This window comes from Microcoleus sp. S13_C3, assembly GCF_036700905.1.
GTDB lineage: Bacteria > Cyanobacteriota > Cyanobacteriia > Cyanobacteriales > Microcoleaceae > Microcoleus.
In genome coordinates this window covers 20,088-44,675 of the sequence record NZ_JAUBPT010000060.1, presented here as the reverse complement: position 1 = coordinate 44,675, position 24,588 = coordinate 20,088, and the positions used below count along the sequence as shown (strand labels likewise).

The 24,588-nt window shown below is 48.0% G+C and carries 22 protein-coding genes; 10 read left to right on the top strand and 12 right to left on the bottom strand.

Features of this window, described 5'->3' with window-relative positions; all coding sequences use genetic code 11:
- Positions 1-109 precede the first annotated feature (109 nt).
- The 5 genes from QUA16_RS17790 to QUA16_RS17770 form a co-directional block, all read right to left on the bottom strand.
- Positions 110-925: an alpha/beta hydrolase gene (locus tag QUA16_RS17790; protein WP_333104722.1), complete on the bottom strand. Its 816-nt coding sequence runs from the start codon at positions 923-925 to the stop codon at positions 110-112.
- Positions 926-1,179: 254 nt separating this feature from the next.
- The gene (locus QUA16_RS17785; RefSeq protein ID WP_333104721.1) at positions 1,180-2,379 is read right to left on the bottom strand and encodes an FAD-dependent monooxygenase; all 1,200 of its coding nucleotides are present in this window, start codon (positions 2,377-2,379) and stop codon (positions 1,180-1,182) included.
- Positions 2,380-2,533: 154 nt separating this feature from the next.
- Positions 2,534-3,130 carry a Uma2 family endonuclease gene (locus QUA16_RS17780; protein ID WP_333104720.1) on the bottom strand — a complete coding sequence of 199 codons (597 nt, stop codon included), beginning with the start codon at positions 3,128-3,130 and terminating at the stop codon, positions 2,534-2,536.
- Positions 3,131-3,544: 414 nt separating this feature from the next.
- Positions 3,545-3,961 (bottom strand): VOC family protein, encoded by a 417-nt coding sequence (locus QUA16_RS17775; protein ID WP_333104719.1) that lies wholly within the window; start codon positions 3,959-3,961, stop codon positions 3,545-3,547.
- Between the two features lie 64 nt (positions 3,962-4,025).
- Entirely contained in the window at positions 4,026-4,535 is a 510-nt protein-coding gene (locus QUA16_RS17770; protein WP_333104718.1) for a GrpB family protein, read from the bottom strand.
- A gap of 74 nt (positions 4,536-4,609) precedes the next feature.
- Here QUA16_RS17770 and QUA16_RS17765 point away from each other — a divergent pair, with 74 nt between their 5' ends.
- Positions 4,610-4,882, top strand: coding sequence for a hypothetical protein (locus QUA16_RS17765; RefSeq protein WP_333104727.1), 273 nt, complete (start codon positions 4,610-4,612; stop codon positions 4,880-4,882).
- Here the strand turns inward: QUA16_RS17765 and QUA16_RS17760 are convergent.
- Complete coding sequence (locus QUA16_RS17760; protein WP_333104725.1) at positions 4,767-5,099, bottom strand: GNAT family N-acetyltransferase; 333 nt, start codon at positions 5,097-5,099, stop codon at positions 4,767-4,769. The genes QUA16_RS17765 and QUA16_RS17760 overlap by 116 nt on opposite strands.
- Here QUA16_RS17760 and QUA16_RS17755 point away from each other — a divergent pair.
- The 3 genes from QUA16_RS17755 to QUA16_RS17745 all read left to right on the top strand — a co-directional run bounded on the left by QUA16_RS17755 (position 4,982) and on the right by QUA16_RS17745 (position 9,925).
- Positions 4,982-5,332, top strand: coding sequence for a hypothetical protein (locus QUA16_RS17755; RefSeq protein ID WP_333104726.1), 351 nt, complete (start codon positions 4,982-4,984; stop codon positions 5,330-5,332). The genes QUA16_RS17760 and QUA16_RS17755 overlap by 118 nt on opposite strands.
- 163 nt (positions 5,333-5,495) lie before the next feature.
- On the top strand, positions 5,496-6,617 hold the full coding sequence (gene cax / locus QUA16_RS17750; protein ID WP_333104717.1) for a calcium/proton exchanger: 1,122 nt from the start codon (positions 5,496-5,498) through the stop codon (positions 6,615-6,617).
- Between the two features lie 1,238 nt (positions 6,618-7,855).
- A complete protein-coding gene (locus QUA16_RS17745; protein ID WP_333104716.1) occupies positions 7,856-9,925 on the top strand; it encodes a serine/threonine-protein kinase in 2,070 nt (689 codons plus the stop codon).
- A 112-nt stretch (positions 9,926-10,037) separates the two neighbouring features.
- Here QUA16_RS17745 and QUA16_RS17740 read toward each other — a convergent pair whose 3' ends face one another.
- From QUA16_RS17740 to QUA16_RS17725, 4 genes are all read right to left on the bottom strand, one after another.
- Entirely contained in the window at positions 10,038-10,589 is a 552-nt protein-coding gene (locus QUA16_RS17740) for a GUN4 domain-containing protein (RefSeq protein WP_190745799.1), read from the bottom strand.
- Positions 10,590-10,633: 44 nt separating this feature from the next.
- A complete protein-coding gene (locus QUA16_RS17735; RefSeq protein WP_333104715.1) occupies positions 10,634-12,334 on the bottom strand; it encodes a calcium-binding protein in 1,701 nt (566 codons plus the stop codon).
- A gap of 139 nt (positions 12,335-12,473) precedes the next feature.
- Entirely contained in the window at positions 12,474-14,192 is a 1,719-nt protein-coding gene (locus tag QUA16_RS17730) for a calcium-binding protein (RefSeq protein ID WP_333104714.1), read from the bottom strand.
- A 226-nt stretch (positions 14,193-14,418) separates the two neighbouring features.
- Positions 14,419-15,057, bottom strand: a complete 639-nt coding sequence (locus QUA16_RS17725; protein ID WP_333104713.1) for a transaldolase family protein — start codon at positions 15,055-15,057, stop codon at positions 14,419-14,421.
- 279 nt (positions 15,058-15,336) lie between these two features.
- On the opposite strand from QUA16_RS17725, the gene QUA16_RS17720 reads away from it, so the two are divergent.
- The gene (locus QUA16_RS17720) at positions 15,337-15,564 is read left to right on the top strand and encodes a hypothetical protein (RefSeq protein WP_333104712.1); all 228 of its coding nucleotides are present in this window, start codon (positions 15,337-15,339) and stop codon (positions 15,562-15,564) included.
- A gap of 179 nt (positions 15,565-15,743) precedes the next feature.
- Here the strand turns inward: QUA16_RS17720 and QUA16_RS17715 are convergent, their stop codons facing one another.
- The gene (locus tag QUA16_RS17715; RefSeq protein WP_333104711.1) at positions 15,744-16,409 is read right to left on the bottom strand and encodes an ElyC/SanA/YdcF family protein; all 666 of its coding nucleotides are present in this window, start codon (positions 16,407-16,409) and stop codon (positions 15,744-15,746) included.
- 101 nt (positions 16,410-16,510) lie between these two features.
- Between QUA16_RS17715 and QUA16_RS17710 the strand changes: the two genes are divergently transcribed.
- The 4 genes from QUA16_RS17710 (at position 16,511) to purN (ending at position 19,954) form a co-directional block, all read left to right on the top strand.
- Positions 16,511-17,182, top strand: coding sequence for an aminotransferase class IV (locus QUA16_RS17710; RefSeq protein ID WP_333104710.1), 672 nt, complete (start codon positions 16,511-16,513; stop codon positions 17,180-17,182).
- 119 nt (positions 17,183-17,301) lie between these two features.
- Positions 17,302-18,753, top strand: coding sequence for an anthranilate synthase component I (locus QUA16_RS17705; protein WP_333104709.1), 1,452 nt, complete (start codon positions 17,302-17,304; stop codon positions 18,751-18,753).
- A 168-nt stretch (positions 18,754-18,921) separates the two neighbouring features.
- Positions 18,922-19,446 (top strand): hypothetical protein, encoded by a 525-nt coding sequence (locus tag QUA16_RS17700; RefSeq protein WP_333104708.1) that lies wholly within the window; start codon positions 18,922-18,924, stop codon positions 19,444-19,446.
- A 22-nt stretch (positions 19,447-19,468) separates the two neighbouring features.
- The gene (purN, locus tag QUA16_RS17695; protein ID WP_333104707.1) at positions 19,469-19,954 is read left to right on the top strand and encodes a phosphoribosylglycinamide formyltransferase; all 486 of its coding nucleotides are present in this window, start codon (positions 19,469-19,471) and stop codon (positions 19,952-19,954) included.
- A 193-nt stretch (positions 19,955-20,147) separates the two neighbouring features.
- On the opposite strand, the gene QUA16_RS17690 is transcribed toward purN, so the two are convergent.
- Positions 20,148-21,308: a quinone-dependent dihydroorotate dehydrogenase gene (locus QUA16_RS17690; RefSeq protein WP_333104706.1), complete on the bottom strand. Its 1,161-nt coding sequence runs from the start codon at positions 21,306-21,308 to the stop codon at positions 20,148-20,150.
- A 230-nt stretch (positions 21,309-21,538) separates the two neighbouring features.
- On the opposite strand from QUA16_RS17690, the gene QUA16_RS17685 reads away from it, so the two are divergent.
- A complete protein-coding gene (locus QUA16_RS17685) occupies positions 21,539-24,460 on the top strand; it encodes a GAF domain-containing protein (RefSeq protein WP_333104704.1) in 2,922 nt (973 codons plus the stop codon).
- Positions 24,461-24,588: the final 128 nt, after the last annotated feature.

Below are 24,588 nucleotides of genomic sequence, written 5' to 3'. Positions count from 1 at the left end.
TGCCCAATGCCCAATGCCCAATGCCCAATGCCCAATGCCCAATGCCCAATGCCCAATGCCCAATGCCCAATGCCCAAGAACACCTCATGCTACTGAGAAAGTCTATATATTAAACACCTTCCAAACAGATATCAAGTTCCCTAGCAAAGGCCTCCGGCGCATCCAGCATCAGCCAGTGTCCAGTATCGGCGATCGTACTTGTCGTCAGTGTGGGACGGAGAATGTGGAGGCTGAACGGAAAAGTGTTTGAGGGAGCAATAATGGCGTGAGCCCGTGTTCCAGGGGCTGCTAGGTAGCGATCGAGAGCATCAACAGCTTCAAAGGCAAACATCCCGCGAGACATTCCGCACAGGCAATCCTGTGGAGTCGCCGCCAAGCAAGCGAGAATCCGATCGCGCGTATGGGCCCTGCTTCCTGTCAGCGCCTCGTTAAAGCTGGTTTCCACAGCAGCCCGCCAATCATCCGTCTCCAGAGCCCTCTGGTAGGGGACGATCCGTGCCTCGTGCACCTCTGCAGGCACCTTGGTAAAATCTCCAGGTGCGTCTGCCAGGATCAACTGCGCGATGCGGTGCGGTGCGGTAGCTGCTGTGGCGAGGGCAATACAAGCACCGAAACTGTGGCCGACGATCGCCACTCGATCGAGTCCCAGCCCATCCAGTACCGCGAAAACATCCGCTGCACAGGTGGCGGGCGCATAGTTGCCGTCCTCCGGCGGTGCAGAATCACCGTGTCCCCGCATATCAAGGGCGATCGCGCGTCGGGTACGCGCTACATGAGCAAGCTGGGCATCCCAGATGCTCGCAGAAACCGTCATACCGTGCACGAACACCACCGGCAGCGGTTCCGACTCCGCTGCGGTGACAGGGGGGCTGGCTTCGATGAGATGAATAGTGCCGATCGGTCCTTTGATATTTGTCGATCGCATAAAAACTTCTCCTAAGTTTTATAGTCCTGGAGGCACGGGTAGTCAGAAACCGGATTTTTCGCAAAAATACTCGGTTATATCAAATCCGTTAACATCGGAATTATTATCCCTCTCTTCTCTTTCTCTGTGTCCTCTGTGCCCTCTGTGGTTCAATCATTCCGATACAACCTGAATTGATATTAGAGCATCGCAGAAAAGGTAAAAACCCGGTTTCTTTGGTTTGGACGGGTAAGTCAGGTTTCAATTTCCTCTTTTCAAACAACCAATTTTACCTCTGTTACTCCTTGGCGCAACTCATACTGTCCTTTTACCCAAAATTGTTTAATTTTTTCACCCAAAAACGGAGCAGCTTGCATCATCAATAAACGCAATAATCCATTTTTTCGCAGTTGTTCGCCTTTCCACGCTTCTTGTGCTTGAAGTTGTTGGGCGCGAATAATTTCGGGTTCGCGTTCTGCCTGAATCCGCGATAATGCTAAGTCAATATCCTCGTAATTAGCCCCTGCTTTCAATAAAGGTACAAGGTGATTGGCAGCAACAATTACATCGCGGAACCCCATGTTAATTCCTTGAGCGCGAACCGGAGACATGGGATGTGCCGCATCCCCCAAAAGTATGATTCCTGGTCGATGCCAGCGCGGACAGCGACCAACCACAACAGATAATCGCATCGGAGATTCGATCGTATCGGCACAGTTGCGGAAATGTTCTGCCATCCACGCAGGAGATAGCGATGCGAAAGTTTCTGCCCAGTCTGTGTGTTTCCGATCGGTTTTGTCATCTGCCGATAGCACCCAAGCCAGATGAAGTTTTCCTGATTCTGCCCCATGAAAGACACTGAATCCGCTACCCCCATTCAGGATGGAATAAAATACATTATCCGCCACAAACCGAGGATGGGCGGCAAGTTTAAACCACAGAACATCTATACTATTATGCTGTTTTACTAACTCTAATTCTGCACGCTGTCTTACAACCGAGTTTCTACCATCTGTACCAATCACAAGTGCAGCAGGAATTTCTCGCCCATCTCCTAGCTTTACACCCGCAATGCGATCGTTGCTGTACAGTAAATCTTTTACGGGAACACCTTGGATAAATTCAAACTCTGGATGCAACTGAGCTTCTGAAATTAGTGTTTCTAGCAAGGGCGGTTGCGATACCAGCGTACAAGGTCGATTTGACCCAATTGGCTCATCAACTCGAAATAACTGCCGATCGCCCACAATGAACTCCCAGGCATCAATTTGTCGGTGTGGAACACCTTTGAGCATTGTGGATAAACCCATTTGGGCGATCGCATCCAATCCGCTGGGCATTAACGCTTCACCGCGAAACACTCGATACGAATCTTTTGCCGCCTCAATCAATGTTGTGCGAATACCTCGTTTTACCAGCAGCAAAGCAAGTGCCACACCAGTTGGCCCCGATCCGACAATTACAACTTGTGTCATTTGGTATTTTTCATTGCTTGTTGCGGATATTGAGATGCGAACAGAGGTGGTTAAAGGGTGCGCGACGATCTATTCGACATCTCCCATAATTATCGTGGAACAGGCAGGATGCCTGTTCAAAACCTGCTTTTTTGGAGAAGTCTCTTAATCCCAGCTATTTTTGGAGTGCTTGTTGAAAAGTCTTAACTGCATCAACATGATTCACCATATTAATGCAGCGTAACAACAAATCCAAATCGATCCCTTTCACCTCCTCACTACTGGAAACCTTTTCATAATGAAGTGTATTCCCCTCTCCCCGTAGGTGATAAACCTCTAACAATCCATCTTCCCAAAACCACACTTCAGGAATTTTCAGCCGCTTGTATGCCTCCAGCTTGTCGATCCCGCCACTGGAAAACACGATCTCGATCGCCAAATCGGGTAGCCTACGACCGGGAGCAAGTTTATAAGATTCATCCGCCTCTCGCTTGACTTTTCCCGTTTCACTTTCCAGAGTCATTGAACCAGTTGGAGTAAAGTCAAACCCCGCCATCAGCAGGTAAAGCTCCAACAATGCGGCAATTCTCTTCTTAACGGTTTCGTGGGGTTCTCCAGGCATTAGTTTAATCTCCAAAACTCCATCCAGGAAAGAAAGTCGATATCCTGGACGGTCTAACAATTGCTCAACTGCTTTGAACTCTCTCCAAGTGAGTCCCTCAAACAGAAGAGGTGATTCTTTTCTGGGTGGTGCGATGATTGCTGCAGTCATCAAAATTGCTGGGTTAGAAACCCCGTCCTTCCAGGACGGCTTTACATTAAATCAAAACCCCTTTCGGAGCGGAGGGGTATGGTTGCCCCTCCATTGGAGATATGGTTGTCTCCATCCAATTTTTGGGTAACGTTAGCTTCGCCAAAGTTTAGTGAGCTTGTTAGGCCCAAAGCACTGTTCCAGTGACCTTAGAACTGTTTAACCTTGAGCGATAGAGCGGAAAACTAGCTACGCATTCTCCGGTATCGTGACTCAAAAAACATAGTCCGCTTGCGGACTTAGGCTGGTCAGAACGGCTTGTTAGATTTCTCTTCCAAGCCTCATGCCTTTAGGCTGAGGTTCCTGACTTGATTCTCCAGTCTATTTCCCGATGAGAAACGATCGGGTTTGGAGGGCGATTTGTTTATTATAACTTTAAGTAGCTTTCTCCACTGTAAATCCGATTTCTTGCCCGTAGGATAGTTCCAGCGTGTGACCGTCCGGGTCTCGCAAAAAAGCCCAGTAGCCGATCGGATATCCAGAATCTTTTGGTTCCTCAAGCAGCACGCCTTCTTGACGTGCTTTGTCGCAGAGGGAATCCATATATTCGCGGCTTTTGCAACCTACTCCGAGGTGTGCCAAGGGAGACAGAACGGGATGTACGGAGTCTGTTTGAATTAGCACAATTACAAAAGGGCGAGTGCGATCGGAAATCCAGACCACAGCAACTCCTGCTTCTGCATCGATGCGGCGGTGAACGACCTGCATTCCAGCATACTTGGAGTAGAATTCGATAGTGCGATCGACATCTGAAACGGGCAGTGCGATGTGTGTGAGACCGATATCAATCATATGTTATATTGCTCCCGTCATATTAGGCTTAACATCAAGAATTGCCACTTCCAATATCATAATTTTAATGAGATGCTCGCCACTTTGCCGCTTTCAGATCGATTTCTTTAATGAACCCATCTTTTCCGTCCATGTAGGCGTGAATATTATCAGGGTATTTTTGGGCCAGTTTTCTCTTTAGTTCGCTGTATTCCTGCGCGGCTTCAGAATGGGTAATCATATAATCTCGAAACGCTAAGTGGCGCTCTCTCTGCGGTGAACCAACTTCAAAACTGTGAATATGGTGGGTTCTACCCTTGCGAAAATAACGACGACCGGATATTCCAAACTCACCCATTGCTTGATAACCTAATGCCTCTATTTCTGAACTCTGTGTATCGAGTTTAAGAATATCTTTAATCTCAACTAACATATCGACGATCGGCTTTGCATGAATTTGGGGAATAGCTGTGCTACCAATGTGATGTATAGCAACCACATTTTCCCTAAGTGCAAGTGCAATCAGTTTCGACTCCGTTTCAAAGGCGCTTCGCCAATTGGGATCGTGCGGGACGACTTCTACTTTTATTGACATGGCTGATAATTATTGGCTTTTTTTGTTGTCATCTCATTGATTTACCATCGCATTTAAGCGAAACTGATTTTATTATGCCTCATATTTTACGGGCTGCGCTCCAAGCTCTTAAACATACGGACAACGGGGAGAAACTGACTGTTTGGGAAAGAAATTTCAAACCGCTCAATCACCTGATAGTCAAATTTTGTGTAAAATGGCTCTCCCGCCAGCGTCGCAATCGGGAGCATCTCACCTTTGCGGCCAAGCTAGAAATTGGAGTTTTGAGGCAGGAGGCAGAAGGAAAGAGGAAGAAGGAAGGAGCCACAAGAAGGAAGGAGCCAGAAGAAGTATTTTTACAAATATGAGATGCTCCCTCGCAATCATCTCAACTTCCTTAAATCCAGCACGCTCAGCAGCCAGTTCACATACTCGCATAATCTGACTTCCAATTCCTCGACGTGCCCATGCTGGATGAACAAAGAATGCACGAATCTTTGCCGAGTCGCTGTCTGGGTCGAGGAGGCTGTCTTCTGGATTATTTTTGCCTGAATAACCTCCATAAAGCGTTTTACGCTTACTCAAACCACCGCAACCAACAATTGTTTGGTTATTGTTCTGAGCAACAAAGAATGTTTGGTCTAGAATTAGTTGAATGTCAACCGCAAAAACTATCCCCAGTGCGCCTTCAATCTGCTCTGAACTATAGTAGCCTGCAGGCACAAGCTCTAGCAGAATCAGGAATTAAAGTTGTCAGCTTAGGAATGTCTTCTAAGGAAGCTAATCGAATACAAAAATCCATTGAACCGATCGACTAAACAAATCCCTCTCTTAGTTTGTCACATCCGTGAAAGCCGCAATGCAGCGATCGCCCGATCGCCCACCCCCAGCTTTAAGCGAACACCCAAATCCCAAGCCCTCACCCTTTTTTTCATTTGGTCACAGGCTATGATTGACGGTTGGCAGCTTTTGAGAATCTAAATGCTAAACACAAATACAATTATTTCCAGCCTGCTGTTATTTATCCCAGTTTCCATCGCCGGACACTTTCTCGGCTGGGAATCCTCCACCATCTTTATCACCTCGGCTTTAGCCATCATCCCTCTAGCCGCGTGGATGGGCACGGCCACCGAAGAAATCGCCGTCGTCCTCGGTGCCAACTTGGGGGGTTTGCTGAACGCTACCTTCGGAAATGCCACGGAACTGATTATCGGCATCGTCGCCCTCAACGCTGGACTCATAGATGTTGTCAAGGCCAGCATCACCGGTTCAATTATGAGCAACCTGCTGCTGGTGATGGGATTGGCAATGCTGCTGGGCGGCTTGCGCTACAAAGAACAAGATTTTCAGCCGACAGTCGCCCGGTTGAATGCTTCAGCGATGAACTTAGCCGTGATTGCCATTTTGGTGCCAACTGCAGTTAATGCCACCTCTATTGGCATCCCTCCGGCAACTATGCAGAACCTCTCTAGCGCTGTTGCTATAGTCCTGATTGTCGTCTACGTGCTGACGCTGCTGTTTTCGATGAAAACCCACAGTTATCTGTACGATGCAGGGGTGGCAGAAATAGAAATGCTGGAAGATTTAGCCGAAAGTAACTTAGCACCAGACAGTCCTGACCACAAAGTCAATCTGCCGCTGTGGATTGGGGTACTGTTGGCCTGTACCCTGATGGTAGCTGTCGAGTCGGAACTGTTGGTGGGTACTCTCGAAGAAGCGACGGCGCGTTTGGGGCTGACATCACTGTTTACCGGGGTGATTTTAGTGCCGATTATTGGCAATGCTGCCGAACATACGACGGCGGTGACGGTGGCGATGAAAAATAAAATGGATTTGTCGGTTTCTGTGGCCGTGGGTTCGAGTTTGCAAATTGCTTTGTTTGTTGCCCCGGTGTTGGTTTTGGCAGGTTTTGTCTTGGGCAAACCGATGGACTTGAATTTCAACCCGTTTGAACTTGTAGCAGTTGCGGTGTCGGTGCTGATCGCCAATTCTATCAGTTCTGATGGCAACTCTAACTGGCTCGAAGGTACTTTGCTGTTGGCAGCTTATACGGTTTTGGCGCTGGCGTTCTACTTCCATCCAGTAATTGAGGGACTTGTTTAAAAGGCTTTCTTATCGGGAAGGAAGAGGGAAGAGGGAAGAGGGAAGAAGGCAGATTTTTTCACTCCCTCACTCCCCCACTCTCCCACTCTCCCCCTCGCCCACTCTCACTTATTTCTTCGAGAATGGTGGTTGCGATCGTACAATTGAAATGTGGCTGCTCTCTCGTTATTAGTTCTGGTCTGTTTGTACATTAAGTAATTGGACAGAATTAATTACACACTGATTTTTTGCTGATTCTTTACTAGACAAGGCTTGTAGCCCAAATTTTTGTGTAATTAATTGTGTCCTACTACTTATGTGCTGTCAGTCAGGGATTTGTGACCTCGATCGGCTGTGACAAACAACAAAACCTTTGGCCTCAACCCGATCGTTAGATCGCAGTGTCCCCGGTTATAAAAAACACGGGATGCTGAAGTCAAGCGAGACTCAAACCTCCCTTGACTTCAGAGACGCTGCAAGATTTCAATCAAGGGTGCTCATGAGTCTTTTACTAGGTGTGCTACGATCGTCATAAGTAGTTGAAAACTGAGTTGGACTTGCATAGCCAAAAAGTTCACCAAAGTTAGTCATACTTAACTTGACTGATTAACATTCTGGGCGGTATGATTAAATCAATGCCGAAAAAAAGGCTTAATTATCTGGGAGAGTAAACCGAGCGTGCAAGTCAAAAATGACCAGCCTGTCACAAGGTAGAACGGGAGCCCGCGTTTCGTTAAATTGGTTGAAAATAGTGGATGACTCATGGCTACAAGCTTCAACTAAAATTAATTCATTAGGGCGTTGCTCCGCCCGAATTAACGCCTGTGGACAAGAAAGAGCCGACTCCCTTGGGTGAAGCAGGAAACAGACCCTTCAGGAGTAATTCTGATTGAATGGTGAGGCTTAAATAAGTTTAGCCAAGTTTTGTGTAGCAGTAAACCACGGTCGATTTAAAACTGACCAGCCTATAAAAAGGTCGAACGGGATACCACGATTCGTTAAATTGGTTGAAAATAATGGTTAAAGAAGGGCTAAAAGCTTCCACAATAATAAATAGTTGTACAGACTTCAAAAATAGGGTGCTGCTCCACCCGAATTTACGCCTGTGGACAAGTAAGAGCCGACTCTCTTGGCAGAAGCAGGAATCAGACCCTCTAGAAAATACTTCTAGTTGAATGGTGAAGCTTAGATAAGTTTAGCCAAGTTTTGTAGAGCAGTGTCCAAGTAAAACTTGATAGAGCAACCTCAATCAGGGTTATGTGGCTTCTGTGAGTTATTGCCTCAATCCCAAATGCCCGAATCCCTCCGATCCAGCCAACTCTGGCAAATCCGTGTGTATCCACTGCGGGTCTCAACTTTTGTTGGAAGGTCGATATCGGCTAGTCACGCCTCTCGGAAACGGTGGCTTTGGCAGAACATTTGAAGTGGACGACAACGGCGCCCGAAAAGTGCTAAAAGTCCTGCTCAAAGACCATCCCAAAGCTGTAGAACTTTTTAAGCAAGAAGCCGACGTATTGGTCAGGCTGAGACATCCAGGTATTCCAAAAGTCGATCGCGACGGTTATTTTACATTTACGCCAGCTCACAGCACAGAGTCTTTTCACTGTCTGGTGATGGAGAAAATTGCTGGGGCCAATTTGCAAGACTGGCTGAAACATCGGGGCCGCCCGATCAGTCAAGAACAAGCTCTGAATTGGCTCAAACAACTGTCGGAAATTTTAGACCAAGTTCACCGACTCAACTATTTTCATCGGGATATCAAGCCGCACAATATTATGTGCAAGCCCAACGGGCAGTTAGTGCTGATAGACTTCGGGACTGCTAGGGAAGTGTCGGGGACTTATTTCGCTAAGGTGGGCCAGGGACAAAATGTGACTGGTATTGTTTCTCCCGGCTACACGCCGCCGGAACAAACTAATGGCAAGGCTGTTCCGCAGTCAGATTTTTTTGCTCTGGGCCGCACTTTTGTTTATTTGCTGACTGGAAAGCCGCCGACTGCGTTTCCAGAAAATCCCCGCACGGGCAGATTAATGTGGCGCAAAGGAGCTCCTCAAGTTTCCGACCCCGTGGCTAATGTGATCGATTACCTGATGGCGCCTTTTCCGGGCAATCGACCTCAAAGTCCCCAGATGGTTTTGCAGTGCTTGGAGGAAATTAATCTCGACGGCGCGGAAAGTCAGTTGCCCACTCAGTTGCCGACGACGGGGCAAACTAAAATTCGCGCAACGGCCGGGGAGGCTGGGCCGAAGAAGCAGAGTTCCAGAAACCGCCTCAGACCTCTGGATTCGGGATTGAACAAGACCGAGAAAGATGTTTTTGATTGGAAAAAGAAGTTGCTGGCGGGCACGGCTGTTTTGATGGTGAGTATTGGGGCGTCTCAAATTTACGGTTCGCTGCGTTACGGGGTGTTTCCAGCAAACCCGGTGTGGCTGCTTTCTACTTTACCTAGCACTCAGTTTTTGCAAAGAAGTTTGGATAATGTCGAGGGTGTAAATGCGATCGCCCTGTCGTCTGACGGTAAAACTTTGGTGAGCGCAAGCCTTGGGACGATTAGAATTTGGAATGTGAGGACGGGACGCCTGGTGCGGCCTCCTCTCAATTCGGTGCATTCTAAAAAATCGGTCAAGACGGTGGCGGTGAGCCCGGACGGCTCGATTTTGGCCAGCGGCGGCGGCGACAATAAGGTGATTCTCTGGGATTTGAAGACGGGGCGACGGATGCGGACGATTCCCGCTCACACAGCCGCCGTCAATGCTATCGCTTTTAGCACGGACGGTCAAACTCTCGCTAGCGGCAGCGATGACAAAACTATTCGCTTGTGGAATGTCAGAACCGGCAGCAGGTTGCGGACTTTGAGCGGCCACGCCGGAGGAGTAAACGCGATCGCTTTTAGCAGGGATGGTAAAACTCTCGCTAGCGGCAGCGATGACAAAACTGTTCGCTTGTGGAATCTCGGCACCGGAGAAGTCAGAAGAATTATCACAGGTCACGGGGGCGCGGTTAATGCTGTAGCTTTTAGCCCGAACGGGAAAAGTGTGGCGAGTGCTAGCACCGACACGATCCGTTTGTCGAACGTGCAAGACGGGAAGCGCACCCGCACTTTTAAAGGGCATTCGAGTTGGGTGAGGACGATCGCCTTTAGCGCGGACAACCGCACTTTGATCGGCGGGGGCGGAGATATTATAGTTTGGGATTTGAAGACGGGAAAAGAAAGAAGCACTCTTTCTGGTCACAGTCAGTTTGTGAGTTCTGTGGCTATTTCCAGAGATAGCAAGACTTTTGTGAGTGGCAGTCCCGATCGCACTATTAAGATTTGGCGAATGCCATAGTCCTACTATTTTAGATTTTAGATTTTAGATTTGAGATTGAAGAGTCGAGGCGAGCGAGAAATCCCATCCCGACTCCGACGTGGAAGTCTGGGCATTGCCCGCCCTACAACTGTTACTTGCCGCAATTGGCAAAAGTAGAAAACAAGTTAAATTCTGTAACTCTCCACGCTTGCCATGTCTGCGCGCCCGCAAAAAGACTGTACCTAGTTATGCTTTTATCGCTGTCAACATAACTTTGCCAACTTAATGAAGCAACAGTTGGATACTGGGCAGGAAACTCCCCTGGTATAGGACTTACTTGCGAGCTCATGTTCCATCCTACTTGCTTGCTAAAATCTTGAATTTGACCTTCGCAAGTGCGACAGTTAGAACCGCCGACTTTCTGCCAAATCTCTAACTGTGGAGTCAATCCATATTTGCCGTTGCTCGATTGCATCCACAGCCGATCGATCGCGCGGAGGTTCGGACAAGACAGATTGGCGGGGTTGTTGCGGATCAGAGAGACTGTTTCTTGATCTGCTTCGTACCATTTTTTGGCTTCTAATAAGGATTGAAGTTTGCTAAATTCGCTGTTGCTTTCTTGTGAATTAGCGGTAAATGCTGGTTGCAAAACTGCAATAAATGTGCCTACTAATGCGAGGGATAGTTTGCCAAGTTTAATCATGTTCCCTGAGTAAAAGTGATTTAACAAAGGACAGTTTACCATCTCTAGACCGAGATGAAATCTTCAGAGCCAATAAAATTGGGAGCAACACCTGTCAAAGAAGCTAAAACTTCACCGCTGCTGGCTACTCTAATTAATGTGCCGTTAGTTCCAGGGGAAATTGATAGCTGTCCGAAGGTCAAGCCATTGATTAATTGAATGGTATCTTGAGAGTTGGTGAAGTCAGAGATTGTATCAACTCCCAACCCCGCACCTAAAACAAATAGATCGTTGCCCGCGCCACCGAATAGAATATCGTTTCCCAAACCGCCGTTGAGGGTGTCAAAACCTTTGCCGCCAGACAAGTTGTCGCTGCCGCCGCCCCCGACAAGGATATCGTTGCTTCGCAAACCGGTGAGTGTGTCATCGCCGTCTAAACCGCTGATATTATCGCTGCCGGGAGTGCCTATCAGGTTGTCGTTGCCGTTCGTGCCGTTGATGGCGTTTGGAGAGTTATTGATGCCGCCTGAAGCGTTGCCGGTGTCAGAAACGAATACGTCTTGAACCCTGTTAGTGTCACCAGGCACGAGGTTGGATGCTTCAGATACAAACGCCACAAACCTCCCGTCGGCTGAGATGGAGGGAGTAGAGGAGACATTGTTGGCTTGAGCGCCGCTGGAACTGGCAGAGACGCCGGTGGTGGTATTCGTTAACAAGTCGCGCACGAAGACATCGGTGGTATTGTTTGTGTCCCCCGGCACGAGGTTGCGGGCATCAGATCCAAACGCTACAAACCGCCCGTCGGCTGAGATTGAGGAGAACTGGGAGGGTAAATTGCCGCGCTCGCCACTGGAACTGACAGAAACAAGGGTAGTAGTGTTAGTTGACAAGTCGCGCACGAAGATGTCGTTGCTATTGCTAGTGTCCCCTGGCACCAAGTTGGACGCATCAGATTCAAATAGCACAAACCGCCCGTTGGCGGAGATGGAGGGAAGGGAGGAAAAGCCGTTGGCCCGAGCGCCGTTGGAACTGACAGAGACAAGGGTAGTGGTGTTGGTTAACAAGTCGCGCAGGAAGATGTCGTTGTCAGCGTTAGTGTCTCCCGGCACCAGGTTAGTGGCCGCAGATGAAAACGTCACAAACCTCCCGTCGGCTGAGATGGAGGGAGAGTAGGAGCTGCGGTTCCCCCGATCGCCGCTGGAGCTGACTGAGACGCTAGTAGTGGTGTTAGTTGATAAGTCGCGCACGAAGATGTCGGGGGCATTGTTGGTGTCCCCGGGCACCAGGTTGGAGGCATTAGATGCAAACGCCACAAACCGGCCGTTGGCGGAGATGGAGGGCCCTGAGAAGAAATCGGCGGAGGAAGAGCCATTTCCCCGATCGCCGTTGGAGCTGACTGAGACGAGGGTGGTTGTATTGGTTGACAAGTCGCGGACAAAGATGTCGCGTTGGTTGTTAGTATCCCCCGGTACGAGATTGGTGGCATCAGAATAAAACACTACAAACCGCCCGTCACCGGAGATGGAGGGAAAAAAGGAGTTGCTATTCCCCCGATCGCCGCTGGAGCTGACTGAGACGAGGGTGGTGGTATTGGTTGATAAGTCGCGGACGAAGATGTCGCCATTATTGTTAGTATCTCCCGGCACGAGATCGGAGGCAGCAGATGCAAACGCCACAAACCGCCCGTCGGCGGAGATGGAGGGACGGTTAGAGAAGGCGCTTGCCCGATCGCCTGTTGAGCTAACTGAGACAAGATTAATAGTCATAAGTCCTCACACTAAAATTGCAACTTTGGTAAATTGATGAGCGATTGATGGATTGTTGGCGAAGTTCGATCGCGCTCTTTGAGTAAAAGTCAGAGCTTCGGCGAAAGAACACAGCAGACAATTGAGAATGGGCAGATATCTAAACAGAGACGAAATCTTCAGAGCCAATAAAATTGGGAGCAACGCCTGTCAAAGCAGCTAAAACTTCACCGCTGCTGGCTACTCTAATTAATGTGCCGTTAGTTCCCGGCGAAATTGATAGCTGTCCGAAGGTCAAGCCATTGATTAATTGAATGGTATCTTGAGAGTTGGTGAAGTCAGAGATTGTATCAACTCCCAACCCCGCACCTAAAACAAATAGATCGTTGCCCGCGCCACCGAATAGAATATCGTTTCCCAAACCGCCGTTGAGGGTGTCAAAACCTTTGCCGCCAGACAAGTTGTCGCTGCCGCCGCCCCCGACAAGGATATCGTTGCTTCGCAAACCGGTGAGTGTGTCATCGCCGTCTAAACCGCTGATATTATCGCTGCTGGGAGTGCCTATCAGGTTGTCGTTGCCGTTCGTGCCGTTGATGGCGTTTGGAGAGTTATTGATGCCGCCGGGAGCGCTGCCTATGTCAGCAATAAAGAGGTCTGGGCCGTTGTTGGTATCTCCCGGCACGAGATTGGCTGCAAAAGATGAAAACGCTACTTTCTGCCCGTTGGCCGAGATGGAGGGGAACTCGGAGTCGCTGTTCCCCTGATTGCCTGCTGAGTCAACAGAGAGACGGGTGGTAGTATTCGTTAACAAGTCGCGCACGAAGATGTCTTCTTTATTGTTAGTGTCCCCTGGCACGAGGTTGGAGGCCTCAGATGAAAACGTCACAAACCGCCCGTCAGCGGATATGGAGGCGGACCCGGAATCTTGGTTGCCCTGATTGCCTGTTGAGGAAATAGAGACGCGAGTGGTGGTATTGGTTGACAAGTCGCGCACGAAAATGTCATCGCTATTGTTAGTGTCCCCCGGCACGAGGTTGGTGGCACGAGATGAAAACGCCACAAACCGCCCGTCAGCAGAAATAGAGCCACGGATGGAGCCGCGGTTGGCGATCTCGCCATTGGAACTCGCAGAGACAAGGGTAGTAGTATTGGTCAACAAGTCGCGCACGAAAATGTCGCGACTGTCGTTAGTATCCCCAGGCACGAGGTTGGTGGCAAAAGAGTAAAATGTGACAAACCGCCCGTTGGCAGAGATGGAGGGGAATGAGGAGTAGTCGTTCGCGGGAGCGCCACTAGAACTGACAGAGACGAGGGTGGTGGTATTAGTTGACAAGTCGCGGACGAAGATGTCCTCCTCATTGTTAGTGTCCCCCGGCACGAGGTTGGAGGCTGTAGATGAAAACGTCACAAACCGCCCGTCGCCCGATATGGAGGGATCCCCGGAAAACTTGTTCCCCCGATCGCCGCTGGAGCTGACTGAGACGAGGGTTGTGGTGTTGGTTGACAAATCGCGGACGAAGATGTCGTTGTTATTATTTGTGTCCCCCGGCACGAGGTTGGTGGCATCAGATTGAAACGCCACAAACCTTCCGTCAGCAGAGATGGAGGGGTCGTAGGAGCTGTCGTTCCCCGGATTGCCGGCTGAGTCAACAGAAACGCGGGTGGTGGTATTGGTGAGCGTGTCGCGCACGAAGATGTCGTCGCTATTGTTAATATTATTGTTCGGATCTCCGATTCGGAAGATGGATTGTTGAAGTGTAAACGCCACAAACCGCCCATCACCGGAGATGGATGATTTGACCGAGTAACGGTTGCCCTGCACATCGCCTGCTGGGTCAGAGATGCCTGCTGAGTCAACTGAGACGCGAGTAATAGTCATAAGCCCTGACATTTAAGAGTACAAGTTTGGATATCCCTGCGGTTGATGGAAATTATTCAATAAGCAGCTCTCAAAGTCAATTCATAAAAGTCATAACTTTGAGTTCATAAAAGCCATATTTATCAACAAATGTTACCAACAGTAGACAAAATAGCCAAACTCATATGCAGTCAGCGAGCGAATGATACTTGCTCCAGAATTAATCAAGTTTTCTGTGTTCCAAAATCTAATAACTAATTCCCCGCCCGTTTTTGGCAAATTCATCAACAGTTTGCTGGGACAATTCGTGGACTGTCATTGCCTGCAACACGTCAAAAGGCAATGTCAAATGATGGGCGCCAGCTAATAAAGTCTTCACCGCTTCTTCCGGCGATTTAATGCTAGCTGCCAAAATTTCAGTATTAGTTCTCTGCAACACATTTGCCATATCCCGCACTAACGCAAAACCGTCTCCCAATAATCTGGTGGCGCGATTCACGTAGGCGATCGCATATTTTGCCCCCGCTTCTGCTGAAACAACTGCTTGTGAGGCGCTGTATATCGCCGTCACCGCGCAAGGAATTTCTGGTGACAAATGCGCTACTGCTTGAAAACCAGCCGCCGTTGCTGGAACTTTCAAAACTGTTTGCTGTCCAATTAATTCAAAAGCCGCTTTTCCTTCTGCTACCATGCCATCAAAATCAGATGCAGTTAGCTGATAATACACTTCCCCCGGAATAAGTTTCGCCAGTTGTGTGAGCGTCACATCGGGAGATAAATCGCTTTTTCCCAGGAGGGTTGGATTAGTAGTAATTCCCGAAAGCCAGCCGAACTGGCTCGCCTCTTTTGCTTCTGCTACAATTGCAGTATCGAGATAAATTCCCATCAGCTCTACCCCTTTATTTTCTTAGTTTATTCTGAGTTTTCCGAGGCTTAGTTTCAATTTGATGTCACTGAGCGTCACATTGATTGTTAGGTATTAACTGTAGCAGATTTGTGAAAACATCGCTAGTAAGTAAAAATAACAATTAAGTGATGGGTATCACGTCACTTGCTGATTACGATCGCCATGTAAGAAAACTTCGATCGCCAAATGCCGGAAACAAACAATTTATATTTGTAGTATGGGTTATGTATGCAGTAACTCAAGGAGGTGACTCATAAAATGAGAGAAAAAGAAAATCATCAGTCACAAGTCAGTCTTGAAGAATCTTGTGACAAAGCGGAGTTTGAAGAACCAGCAGCAGCCCCTCAAGACTTGCCAGAAAATGATAATTCTCAAACCGAGTCTCAAGCATTTGAAAATCACGGTGAAGATGGTTTGAAGGCTCTAGCACGCTTAATGATGGTGAGTCTAACTTGGTCGCTGGCAGGACTTTCCAAACGCGAGTAAGTTATGGAACACTACCGCAACGGGCAAGCTATGATTTGTGAGTTTTGTTGTAAGTTTTGTTTAACTCAAAACTTACAACTCCCGGACTTACATGATGTCCGGTTAGTTGTAAGAAAACCCGTTTTTAGTGAAGACTTTCGTCCTTAAAGCAAGGACTAAAGTTTTCAACAGACCACTTATCACTTTTCTTGAATTCCTTCAAACGGCCCCAAAAAAGTCGGTTCTGGACGGGTAACACGCACTTCCCAAAGCGCTTTGATGACTGCCAAAAATTCGCGGAAAGTGTAGCGAATCATGCCCTTTTGGCGAAATTTGCCCCAATCCGGCGTTCCTAAGCCGATCGCCTGTATGCCTAACTGGCGGCAGGTATAAACAGCGCGGGCTAAGTGAAAGTTTTGGGTAACTAAAACCGCCTTGGTTATGCCAAAAATCTCTTTCGCCCGGTAGCAACTTTCATAGGTACTAAATCCGGCATAATCGAGAATGATATTATTAATCGGTACGCCCTGGGCTTCGGCGTAGTCCTGCATGGCTTGGACTTCGTTGTAATCGACGCTGCTATTGTCTCCTGTCATCAAAAGTTTGTCCACTCGTCCCGCTTTGTACAAATCGACGGCTGCTTGGACTCGATCGGCTAACATGGGGCTTGGAGTGCCGTCTTCCCAAAGTCCGGCACCAAAAACTATAGCAATGGGTTCTGCCGGCACATTAGCTATATCGCTGTGGCGGTAGTTGCGGGTAACAAATCGGACGTAGTAGTTGAGGGCTAGAGGTGCGATCGCTGAGGTTAATATTAACAGCCCGATGACAAGGCGCCATTGAAATCTAAAGGATTTAGGCAACATAAATTCAAGTTAACTTCCTATATAATTACACAAACAGACCGCTTCGCGGGTCTAATCATTGTCTTGTTCCCGAATTTACATTATGTTATATTGACAAAAATATGATTCAACACCACCCAAACTTTGAATTGCTGGAATCACTTTTATGGCAACCAAAAAACGGCTATTTTTTGCTAGACAGACATCTTCAAAGATTAGAGGGATCGGCTGATTATTTTAATTTCCCTCTATCGCTAACAGAAGCAAGGAAAGCTTTACAAGCATTAAGTATGAATTGCGGGTCAGTCAAACAAAAAATACGGTTAACAATATCTTGTGAGGGAAACATAACATTACAAGCTCAGACCCTAGATAGCGGTATCTTAAAAATCGGTGCATCTGTGGGAATTGCCCGCAAACCGATCGACTCTCAAAGCCCATTTCTTTACCACAAGACAACTTACCGATTGCCTTATACAATGGCTTTGGAGTCGCAGCCCCAATATCAGGATGTCTTTCTGTGGAATCAAGATGGAGTGATCACCGAATCCACGATCGCCAATATCGCGATCGATACGCCCGCAGGTCTAATCACACCTCCCGTCAAGTGCGGTTTATTACCGGGGACGTTTCGTTCTCAACTTTTAGAGGAGGGAAAAATCAGAGAAGAGTTAATTACCTTAGATGATTTGCGCCGTACCGAAACTCTATTTCTCATTAACTCCGTTAGGGGCTGGATACGCCTCAAAAAAGAAGCAAACCGAGATGTTTGGAAAGTGGTAAGTAATGGCTGAGATAACGCTGGTAATCGGTTTTAGTAGGGTGCGAACTGTGCACCTTACTAAAAAAACGATAGTGTCAAAATTGACTCGTTGCGTAAGTCCTGAAAGTGTTAACCATAGTGCAATTTATTATGAAACAAATACAACATTGGCATTGGCGCAAGCTTCCCCTAAATCAACGCAGCGGATCTGAGATTTTTCAAATTTTATTTCTCGGTAAAACCGCCGACAGTGCAAGCTCAATATCGGATTGTTCCCCCCGCGATATGGCTGTTCTGCTAGAAAGTCCAGTTACATCTTCTACTAACTTAGCACGATATTCTATTTGTGCAGGTTCTCCCCGGATAATTGATGGTCAATCTCAGCTATGGACACCACCAGTCGGTGAAATATTACCTTTTTTGCGCGCTCTTTTGGACTCTCAAAAGCAAAATTTAGCAGTGAATTTACCGCCGGGAATTCCTTTTACGGGGGGTTGGTTGGGATGGCTAGGTTATGATTTAGCATGGGAAATCGAACACCTGCCCCAACTCAATAACGATCCGCTTCCTTTCCCGGTTAGCTGTTGGTACGAACCAGAATCTTTTGCGGTTTTAGACCATCAAACGCAAATTCTCTGGTTGGCTGCTAGTCAACCTTCTCACCTCGATGTTATGCAGCATCAATTAGAGCAAACCGAGGGTGAAATAATCCAGAATAATTTACCGAAAAATTCTCAACAAAATTCCGCTACTCCTATTTTCCAATTATCTCAGAGTGAGTATAAAGAAATAGTGCGAAAAGCTCAGAAGTATATTCATGCGGGCGATATTTTTCAGGCTAATTTATCTTTGCGATTTGAATCCCGTACAGATTGCAGTAGTTGGTCAATTTATCGCGCTTTGCAACGGATCAATCCTTCGCCTTTTGCAAGTTATTGGCAAACTCCGTGGGGGGCGATAGTTAGTTGTTCGCCGGAAAGACTGGTTCAATTATTAGGAAAAAAAGTGGATACTAGACCGATCGCGGGAACGAGACCGCGAGGTTTAACCTCCATTCAAGATGAGCAATTAGCACAGGAATTAATAGAGAATATCAAAGAAAGAGCCGAACATATTATGTTAGTTGACTTAGAGCGCAACGATATCGGGAGGGTGTGTGAATGGGGTTCGGTAAAAGTTAACGAATTTCTGACGATTGAACGCTACAGTCACGTGATGCACCTCGTCAGTAATGTTATCGGTACATTAAGACGAGATTGCGACGCGATCGACTTAATTCGAGGGGTATTTCCGGGGGGTACGATTACAGGTTGTCCGAAAGTGCGCTGTCTGGAAATCATCGAAGAATTGGAACCAGTGAAGCGCAATTTATTTTACGGTTCCTGCGGTTATTTGGACTGGCGCGGCAACCTGGATTTAAATATTTTGATTCGCACCCTTTTATATGCACCAAAAAGTGACGGTACGACGGGGGGAGTTGTTTGGGGACAAGTGGGTGCGGGGATTGTTGCTGATAGCGATCCGGAAAGGGAATGGCAGGAGTCGCTGCATAAAGCTCAAGCTCAAGTTAATGCTTTGAAGTTAGCGGAAATATTTGATTAGATGCGTCTTAGCTAAATCGAGTTGTTAAGATTATTGAAGATTCCGATACCCGATTTACTTTTGATGTAATACTAATTGAAATCGAGGAAAAACAAAAACATTTTGTAGTATTAGTGTTAGGAAACTGTTGGTATGGTGTTGGCTGATAGTTTTTTTAGAGATCGCACTGTGAGTCAGATTCTGGGTGAACTCATGGATATTAGACGAGACTGCCAAAGCTGGTTAGCTGTTGGAGAAGCTCACTATCACGATCGGAAAGCAAAAGCACAAGCAATTAACAAAGCCCCTGAATGGCTGATTCCTGTGTATCATCCTCAACGAGGCACAATCAACTGCTATAAAGACTGTCTAAACATCAGCAAGTTGTATGAAGCTGGCTGGACATATATAGACGGTAAATTGATAGTTGCAGTTTATTCAACCGTTGACCTTTGTCGAGGCTATCCGGTAGATATTTCCTTACTTGAAAACTACTTGCCTCCCCTGCAAAAATACGGTGTTCCTATGATGATTTTTCCCTTCAAGCGAGAGATAATTCTCCAGGAAAAAATCATCTATGAAACGGAATCTGCCTACGGAACGAAAAGCCAGCTTGTTGATGTCGCTCAAGTTCAAGATATGATACCTAGGGCGTGGTACGATCGAGATTATAAAGTTTTGATCAAATACAGCGATCGGCTAGTGCCTTTATAAGGAAATTTCAAGAGTTAATCAGATGCTAAAAGTGGCGGCGATTATTTCCGGGAGTGGATGGCTGCTCAATGCACTAATCGAAGGATGCAAAAAGGGTAATATTGATGCTGAAATTGCTTTGATAATTTCTAATGCAAATAACGAACTGGCGATCGAGCGAGTGAAACAGGCAGGTCTGTCGATGCTGATAATTAATCACGAAGATTATCCGGATCGCGAGACATTTGACCGGAAACTTCATCTTGTTTTACAAGAGTACGGGAGAGAATTTATTTGCCTTGCTGATTTTAATCGACTTTTATCACCTTGGTTTGTCGAGCAATGGTGGAATCGCGTGATTAATTGCCATCCCAGTTTACTGCCCGCATTTAAAGGAATGCGTACTTGTTCGCGGATGCTGCGATCTGGTGTAAAATTTGCTGGTTGTACGGTGCATTTTGTGAGAGCTCCGATGGATGCAGGGCCGATTATTATTCAAGCGGTAATACAGCAGATTGCAGATTTATGAGGTACAGGGGGCAATCCCATGCCCTATGCCCCATGCCCCATGCCCCACGCCAGACTGTACCTCATATTGCTAAAAACTGCTGTAACTCGTTAGAGTCGGTGCGTAAATCCTGCTGCAAGAATTTATTAGATTTCTTCAACAATTCTTGTGGGGCAGGCATCCTGCCTGCCAGACTTGCTTTTCACTCCTATGTCTATTGATTGTCCGAACCTACTGCCTCAGAAATAGAACTAAATCCGTGTTCTTCTAACTTTTGCAACAAACCTTGGAGAATCCGGCGCACCATCCAAGGCCCTTCGTAAACCCAACCAGTGTAAACTTGAATTAAACTCGCACCGGCGGCTATTTTTTCCCAAGCATCTTCGGCGGTGAAAATGCCACCAACTCCAATTATAGGTAATTCGCCTTTTGTATATTGCCAGATAAATCGGATTACTTCTGTCGATCGCTCCCGCACAGGAAGCCCGCTAATTCCCCCGGCTTCTTCGGCGATTGGTTTGCCTGTTTCTCGCAATATTTGTGTTTTCAATCCATCGCGGCGGATGGTGGTATTTGTAGCGATAATTCCTGCTAGTTGGTAGGTTTTTGCTAAGTCGAGGATTGATACGAGATCCTCGGACTCCAAATCCGGCGCAATCTTGACTAAAATGGGCTTGATTCCCTGATTTTCTTGTTGCAAAATTTCCAAAATTGTGCTAAGCCCAGCAGCATCTTGGAGCGATCGCAACCCAGGCGTATTCGGAGACGAAACGTTGACTACAAAATAGTCGCCCCAATCTTTCAGCAGCTTAAAACTCTCCAAATAGTCGGCTGCTGCTTGCTCTAACGGTGTTACCTTAGATTTACCGAGATTGATGCCCAAGGGGAACCGAGACTGAGGCATGGGGCGCTGGGCATCGAGTGGGGACGGTTTCTGTGCGGCCTGAAACCGGGCTGCCATTGCCGCAGCTCCTTGATTGTTAAATCCCATGCGGTTGAGGGCTGCACTGTCCTCCGTCAAGCGAAACAAGCGAGGTTGGGGGTTTCCCGGCTGTGGTTGACAAGTGACAGTGCCGAGTTCGGCAAAGCCAAAGCCAAAATTTGCCCAAATGTCAGCAGCTACGCCGTTTTTATCAAATCCGGCGGCCAAGCCGACAGGATTGTTAAAGCTCAGTCCCCACAAAGATTGTTCGAGGCGAGAATCTTGGACTCCCAAAGATTTCTGCAATCGAGAGAGTATTTGGCTGGTGGCGGGGTTTGACTGGGTTCTGGCTGCGAGTTCGAGAAGTTGGAGAGTGCGGTTGTGCACCCACTCGGCATCGGTTTTCAATACGGAAAACAACAGCGGGCGTACACTTGATTGATAAATATCCAATGATTTCTACTGGGGCAATTTACAAATTAGAAAGGAGAAGGAAAATAAAAATATTCACGAGCAGGCAGGGAAGGCGAAGTTTTTACTTCAACTTTGATCGACTTTATCCAATGTTTGAGATTGAAGCATAAGTGAGACGATTATATTATAAGTTGACTCTGTTGCATTTTAATTTTTTGAATTTTTAAGCTAGTAATTTTAAATTAGACAAGGTGCGGGGAAGCTTGGAAATGGGGCAGCAGCAAAGACCAAAGGATTTAGACGAACAAATCGCGACCCTAGAGCGCGTTCTCCAGACTCTCCGAGAAGAGGAGAATGTTGAAGTGCTACTTTCGACCACACTCGGTTACTTGCAAACGGAATTTGACTGGCGGTTGATTTGGATCGGGTTGTACGATCGACAAGCCCACAGATTGTTCGGGAAAGGCGGCATAACTCCTAACGGCGACCTGTCTTTTCTCAAACAGCGGTTTGCTCTCAGTCCGGGGGATTTGCTCGAACAAGTGGTGATTCAGCTCCGCCCGGTGGGAGTTCCGGATTTGCGATCGGAAAACCGAGCCGGAGAATGGCGCAAAGCAGCTCAAACTTTCAATATTCAAGGCACGACTCTGTTTCCGCTGCGCTACAAAGACCGCTGCTACGGCGTGATTTTGCTCGGAACTGAGGTATGGGGAGCGTCGCCAAAGTCGGGGGAAAAAACGCAGTTGGCGATCGTATTTGGAGCGCTGGCAACTGCTCTTTACCAAATAGAAAAAGACTGGCAGCGACAACAAGTTAAACACCCAGACGAGTCTCTTTTTGCGCTGATTTCGCAGTTGGGGGAATTGCGATCGCTCGACCAATACTTGCAAGCGGTGGTCGAACAAACTCATGAATTTATCGAGCCGACGCGCACCAATGTTTATTGGTTCGAGCGAGAGCGGCGCTATTTTTGGCGCCGAGTCAGCAACCGCGAAGTTACTCCGGGTTTGGGCGGGCCCGGCCGACCGGCTTCGGGCATCACCGTCCAAGACTTGGGCGAATTTTATCAGGCTTTAGGCCGGGAAGAAATGGTTTGGATCGGTGAATCTCAAAGTTCTCTGAAAACTGAGCTGACAGGGCGGTTGATGCAGCAAATCCGCGCTCGCTCTCTGTTGGCTGCGCCGATTGTTTCGGAAGGGGAATTGTTGGGATTTTTGGCAGTCGAAGCCAGCGAACCCCGGATTTGGCAAGACAATGAAAAGCATTACCTGCGGGGAGTGGCGCAGTTAGTGGCTCTGACGGCTCCTATGTCGGAGATGGAGGAGAAAATTCAACAAACAGAGATCGATCGAGATTTAACTGCCGGAATAGCTCACGCCATCTACAGCGATGCTGACTGGGAGGCGACTTTGAAAAATACCGCCGAACAGTTGTGCGATCGGCTCAAATGCGAATACTTTTTGCTGCTGCTGTACGGCGAAGAACAAAATCGCTTTGAAATTGTCTGCCAACATTTGCCCCGCAATCGCAGGCCAGTGCCGTCGCCACTCAACGCCCTCGATGTGGCTGACGTGGGGCTGTTGCAAGAAAGTGCACCTCTAGCTATTGAAAATTGGGAGGAAGACGGGCGGTTGGGCGCTTGGCGGGAAGTGTTGGGGGAAGCTGGGGTGCGATCGCTGTTGGCATCGAGCACTCGGGCGAAAAAGCCAGAGGGAGAAAACCCCAATCTCAAATCGAAAATCGCCAATCGCAAATCGATCGAGGGTTTGCTGGTTGTCGGGCACAGTGCAACTCGCACTTGGAGGCGATCTGAGCAAGAATTAGTTCGGCTAGTGGGCGAACAACTCGGATTGATCCTGCACTCGTGGCAGCAGAGTTCGGCAATCGACAAATATCAGCAATTTGAGCGATCGCTCAAATCGGGTTTGGCGGTTTTGCACCATTCTCCTGATGAGCAATCTGAGCAAGAGATATCTGCTGCTTCACCGACGCTGTTCCCAGAGTTGCCGTTACAAAAGCTCGATCGTAACTTTGCTCAACACGTTTCCCAGACAATTGCCTGTCCTTTAGTAGCCGTAATTACTTGGAATCCCGGTGATGAGGAAGGTTCCATCGTGGCGACGGTAGCTGCTAATCCCGTATTTGCCCTCAATCCCGAGGCGGTGATTCCTGTCCAAACAGATGCTTTGATCCAACAAACCCTGGCTGCTAACTGCGTGGTGCAACAGAGCACGAGCCAACTGCCACTGGCGACAAAGCGGTGGCTCCGCAGTCCGGGAATTGGCGAGATTATGACGGTGGCGCTGCGGACGGCCCCAGAACACGCTCCGGTGGGCGTTGTGGTGGCTGCAGACGCTCCGGGCCGCCAATGGTCGGAGTTGTCGGTGAGTTTACTCAGCTCGATGGCGTCTCAGTTGGCTTGGTGGCGCAGGTATTTGGCGGTGCAATCTGCCGCCGAGTCGCAGCGATTGGATCTGGAGTTGCTCAACTGGTACAAACAGCGCCGTTTTGAGGAGTTTTACCGCACGGTGGGAGCGGGGGTGAAGGAGTTGGGGGAGTTGAGTCAGTCGATTTTGCAGTCGGCGAAGGAACAAAAGGATGCTCTGAAAATGTTGCGATACCAACAGGTTTTGCGGCAAATGGGCAATGCTTTGGGGTCAACTCATTTGCTGCTGAAACAGGAACATTGGCGGCTGCAATTCGCACAAGATGCGGTGGCTGTGAGCGCTTGGCTGAGGCGATCGCTCGATCGAACGGCCCCCCTGGTCAAACAGTCGCAAGTCTTGCTGGATGTGCACAGAGAAACTGCTGTGTCGATGCCTGCTGGCCAGACTTTGAGCGTTCGCGGGGACTGTATCAAGCTGGATTTGATACTGTGCGAATTGCTGGCGACGGCTTGCAGACGCTCTGCTGTTGGCGCCAAGATTGAGATTCGCTCTGAGTTGTTGGGGGAAGATTTGTTAGAATTGTCTGTGATCGATAGCGGCGCGTGCGATCGACAGTTAATTGCTGCCTTCAACGGCGGTTCCGAACCCGATATATTAGCGGTTTCTAGTTCCCATAGGTCGATCGTGCAAAATCTCTTAATTTGTCAGCGAGCAGTAGACTTAATGGGGGGAAACTTTTCTATAGAAATGTTAGAAAACAATTTAATTGTCGCTAGTTTAGTGCTGCCCCTGGCCAATTCTTAATCTGGTAAAATTTTGTAAAAGTTCCAAGCTGCGATCGAGGATTGTAGGGGGGGGTTTCACCAACAATAATTGCCTAAAACCCATAATTTCATAAACCCGCCCCCACCCAAGGCTAAACCGCCATCTAC

What these genes read in the sequence shown, in the direction of transcription:
- QUA16_RS17790 (WP_333104722.1), bottom strand. Translation starts at nt 925, where the DNA reads ATGCGATCGACAAATATCAAAGGACCGATCGGCACTATTCATCTCATC.
- QUA16_RS17785 (WP_333104721.1), bottom strand. Translation starts at nt 2,379, where the DNA reads ATGACACAAGTTGTAATTGTCGGATCGGGGCCAACTGGTGTGGCACTT.
- QUA16_RS17780 (WP_333104720.1), bottom strand. Translation starts at nt 3,130, where the DNA reads ATGACTGCAGCAATCATCGCACCACCCAGAAAAGAATCACCTCTTCTG.
- QUA16_RS17775 (WP_333104719.1), bottom strand. Translation starts at nt 3,961, where the DNA reads ATGATTGATATCGGTCTCACACACATCGCACTGCCCGTTTCAGATGTC.
- QUA16_RS17770 (WP_333104718.1), bottom strand. Translation starts at nt 4,535, where the DNA reads ATGTCAATAAAAGTAGAAGTCGTCCCGCACGATCCCAATTGGCGAAGC.
- QUA16_RS17765 (WP_333104727.1), top strand. Translation starts at nt 4,610, where the DNA reads ATGCCTCATATTTTACGGGCTGCGCTCCAAGCTCTTAAACATACGGAC.
- QUA16_RS17755 (WP_333104726.1), top strand. Translation starts at nt 4,982, where the DNA reads ATGCTGGATGAACAAAGAATGCACGAATCTTTGCCGAGTCGCTGTCTG.
- cax (WP_333104717.1), top strand. Translation starts at nt 5,496, where the DNA reads ATGCTAAACACAAATACAATTATTTCCAGCCTGCTGTTATTTATCCCA.
- QUA16_RS17740 (WP_190745799.1), bottom strand. Translation starts at nt 10,589, where the DNA reads ATGATTAAACTTGGCAAACTATCCCTCGCATTAGTAGGCACATTTATT.
- QUA16_RS17735 (WP_333104715.1), bottom strand. Translation starts at nt 12,334, where the DNA reads ATGACTATTAATCTTGTCTCAGTTAGCTCAACAGGCGATCGGGCAAGC.
- QUA16_RS17730 (WP_333104714.1), bottom strand. Translation starts at nt 14,192, where the DNA reads ATGACTATTACTCGCGTCTCAGTTGACTCAGCAGGCATCTCTGACCCA.
- QUA16_RS17725 (WP_333104713.1), bottom strand. Translation starts at nt 15,057, where the DNA reads ATGGGAATTTATCTCGATACTGCAATTGTAGCAGAAGCAAAAGAGGCG.
- QUA16_RS17720 (WP_333104712.1), top strand. Translation starts at nt 15,337, where the DNA reads ATGAGAGAAAAAGAAAATCATCAGTCACAAGTCAGTCTTGAAGAATCT.
- QUA16_RS17715 (WP_333104711.1), bottom strand. Translation starts at nt 16,409, where the DNA reads ATGTTGCCTAAATCCTTTAGATTTCAATGGCGCCTTGTCATCGGGCTG.
- QUA16_RS17710 (WP_333104710.1), top strand. Translation starts at nt 16,511, where the DNA reads ATGATTCAACACCACCCAAACTTTGAATTGCTGGAATCACTTTTATGG.
- QUA16_RS17705 (WP_333104709.1), top strand. Translation starts at nt 17,302, where the DNA reads ATGAAACAAATACAACATTGGCATTGGCGCAAGCTTCCCCTAAATCAA.
- purN (WP_333104707.1), top strand. Translation starts at nt 19,469, where the DNA reads ATGCTAAAAGTGGCGGCGATTATTTCCGGGAGTGGATGGCTGCTCAAT.
- QUA16_RS17685 (WP_333104704.1), top strand. Translation starts at nt 21,539, where the DNA reads ATGGGGCAGCAGCAAAGACCAAAGGATTTAGACGAACAAATCGCGACC.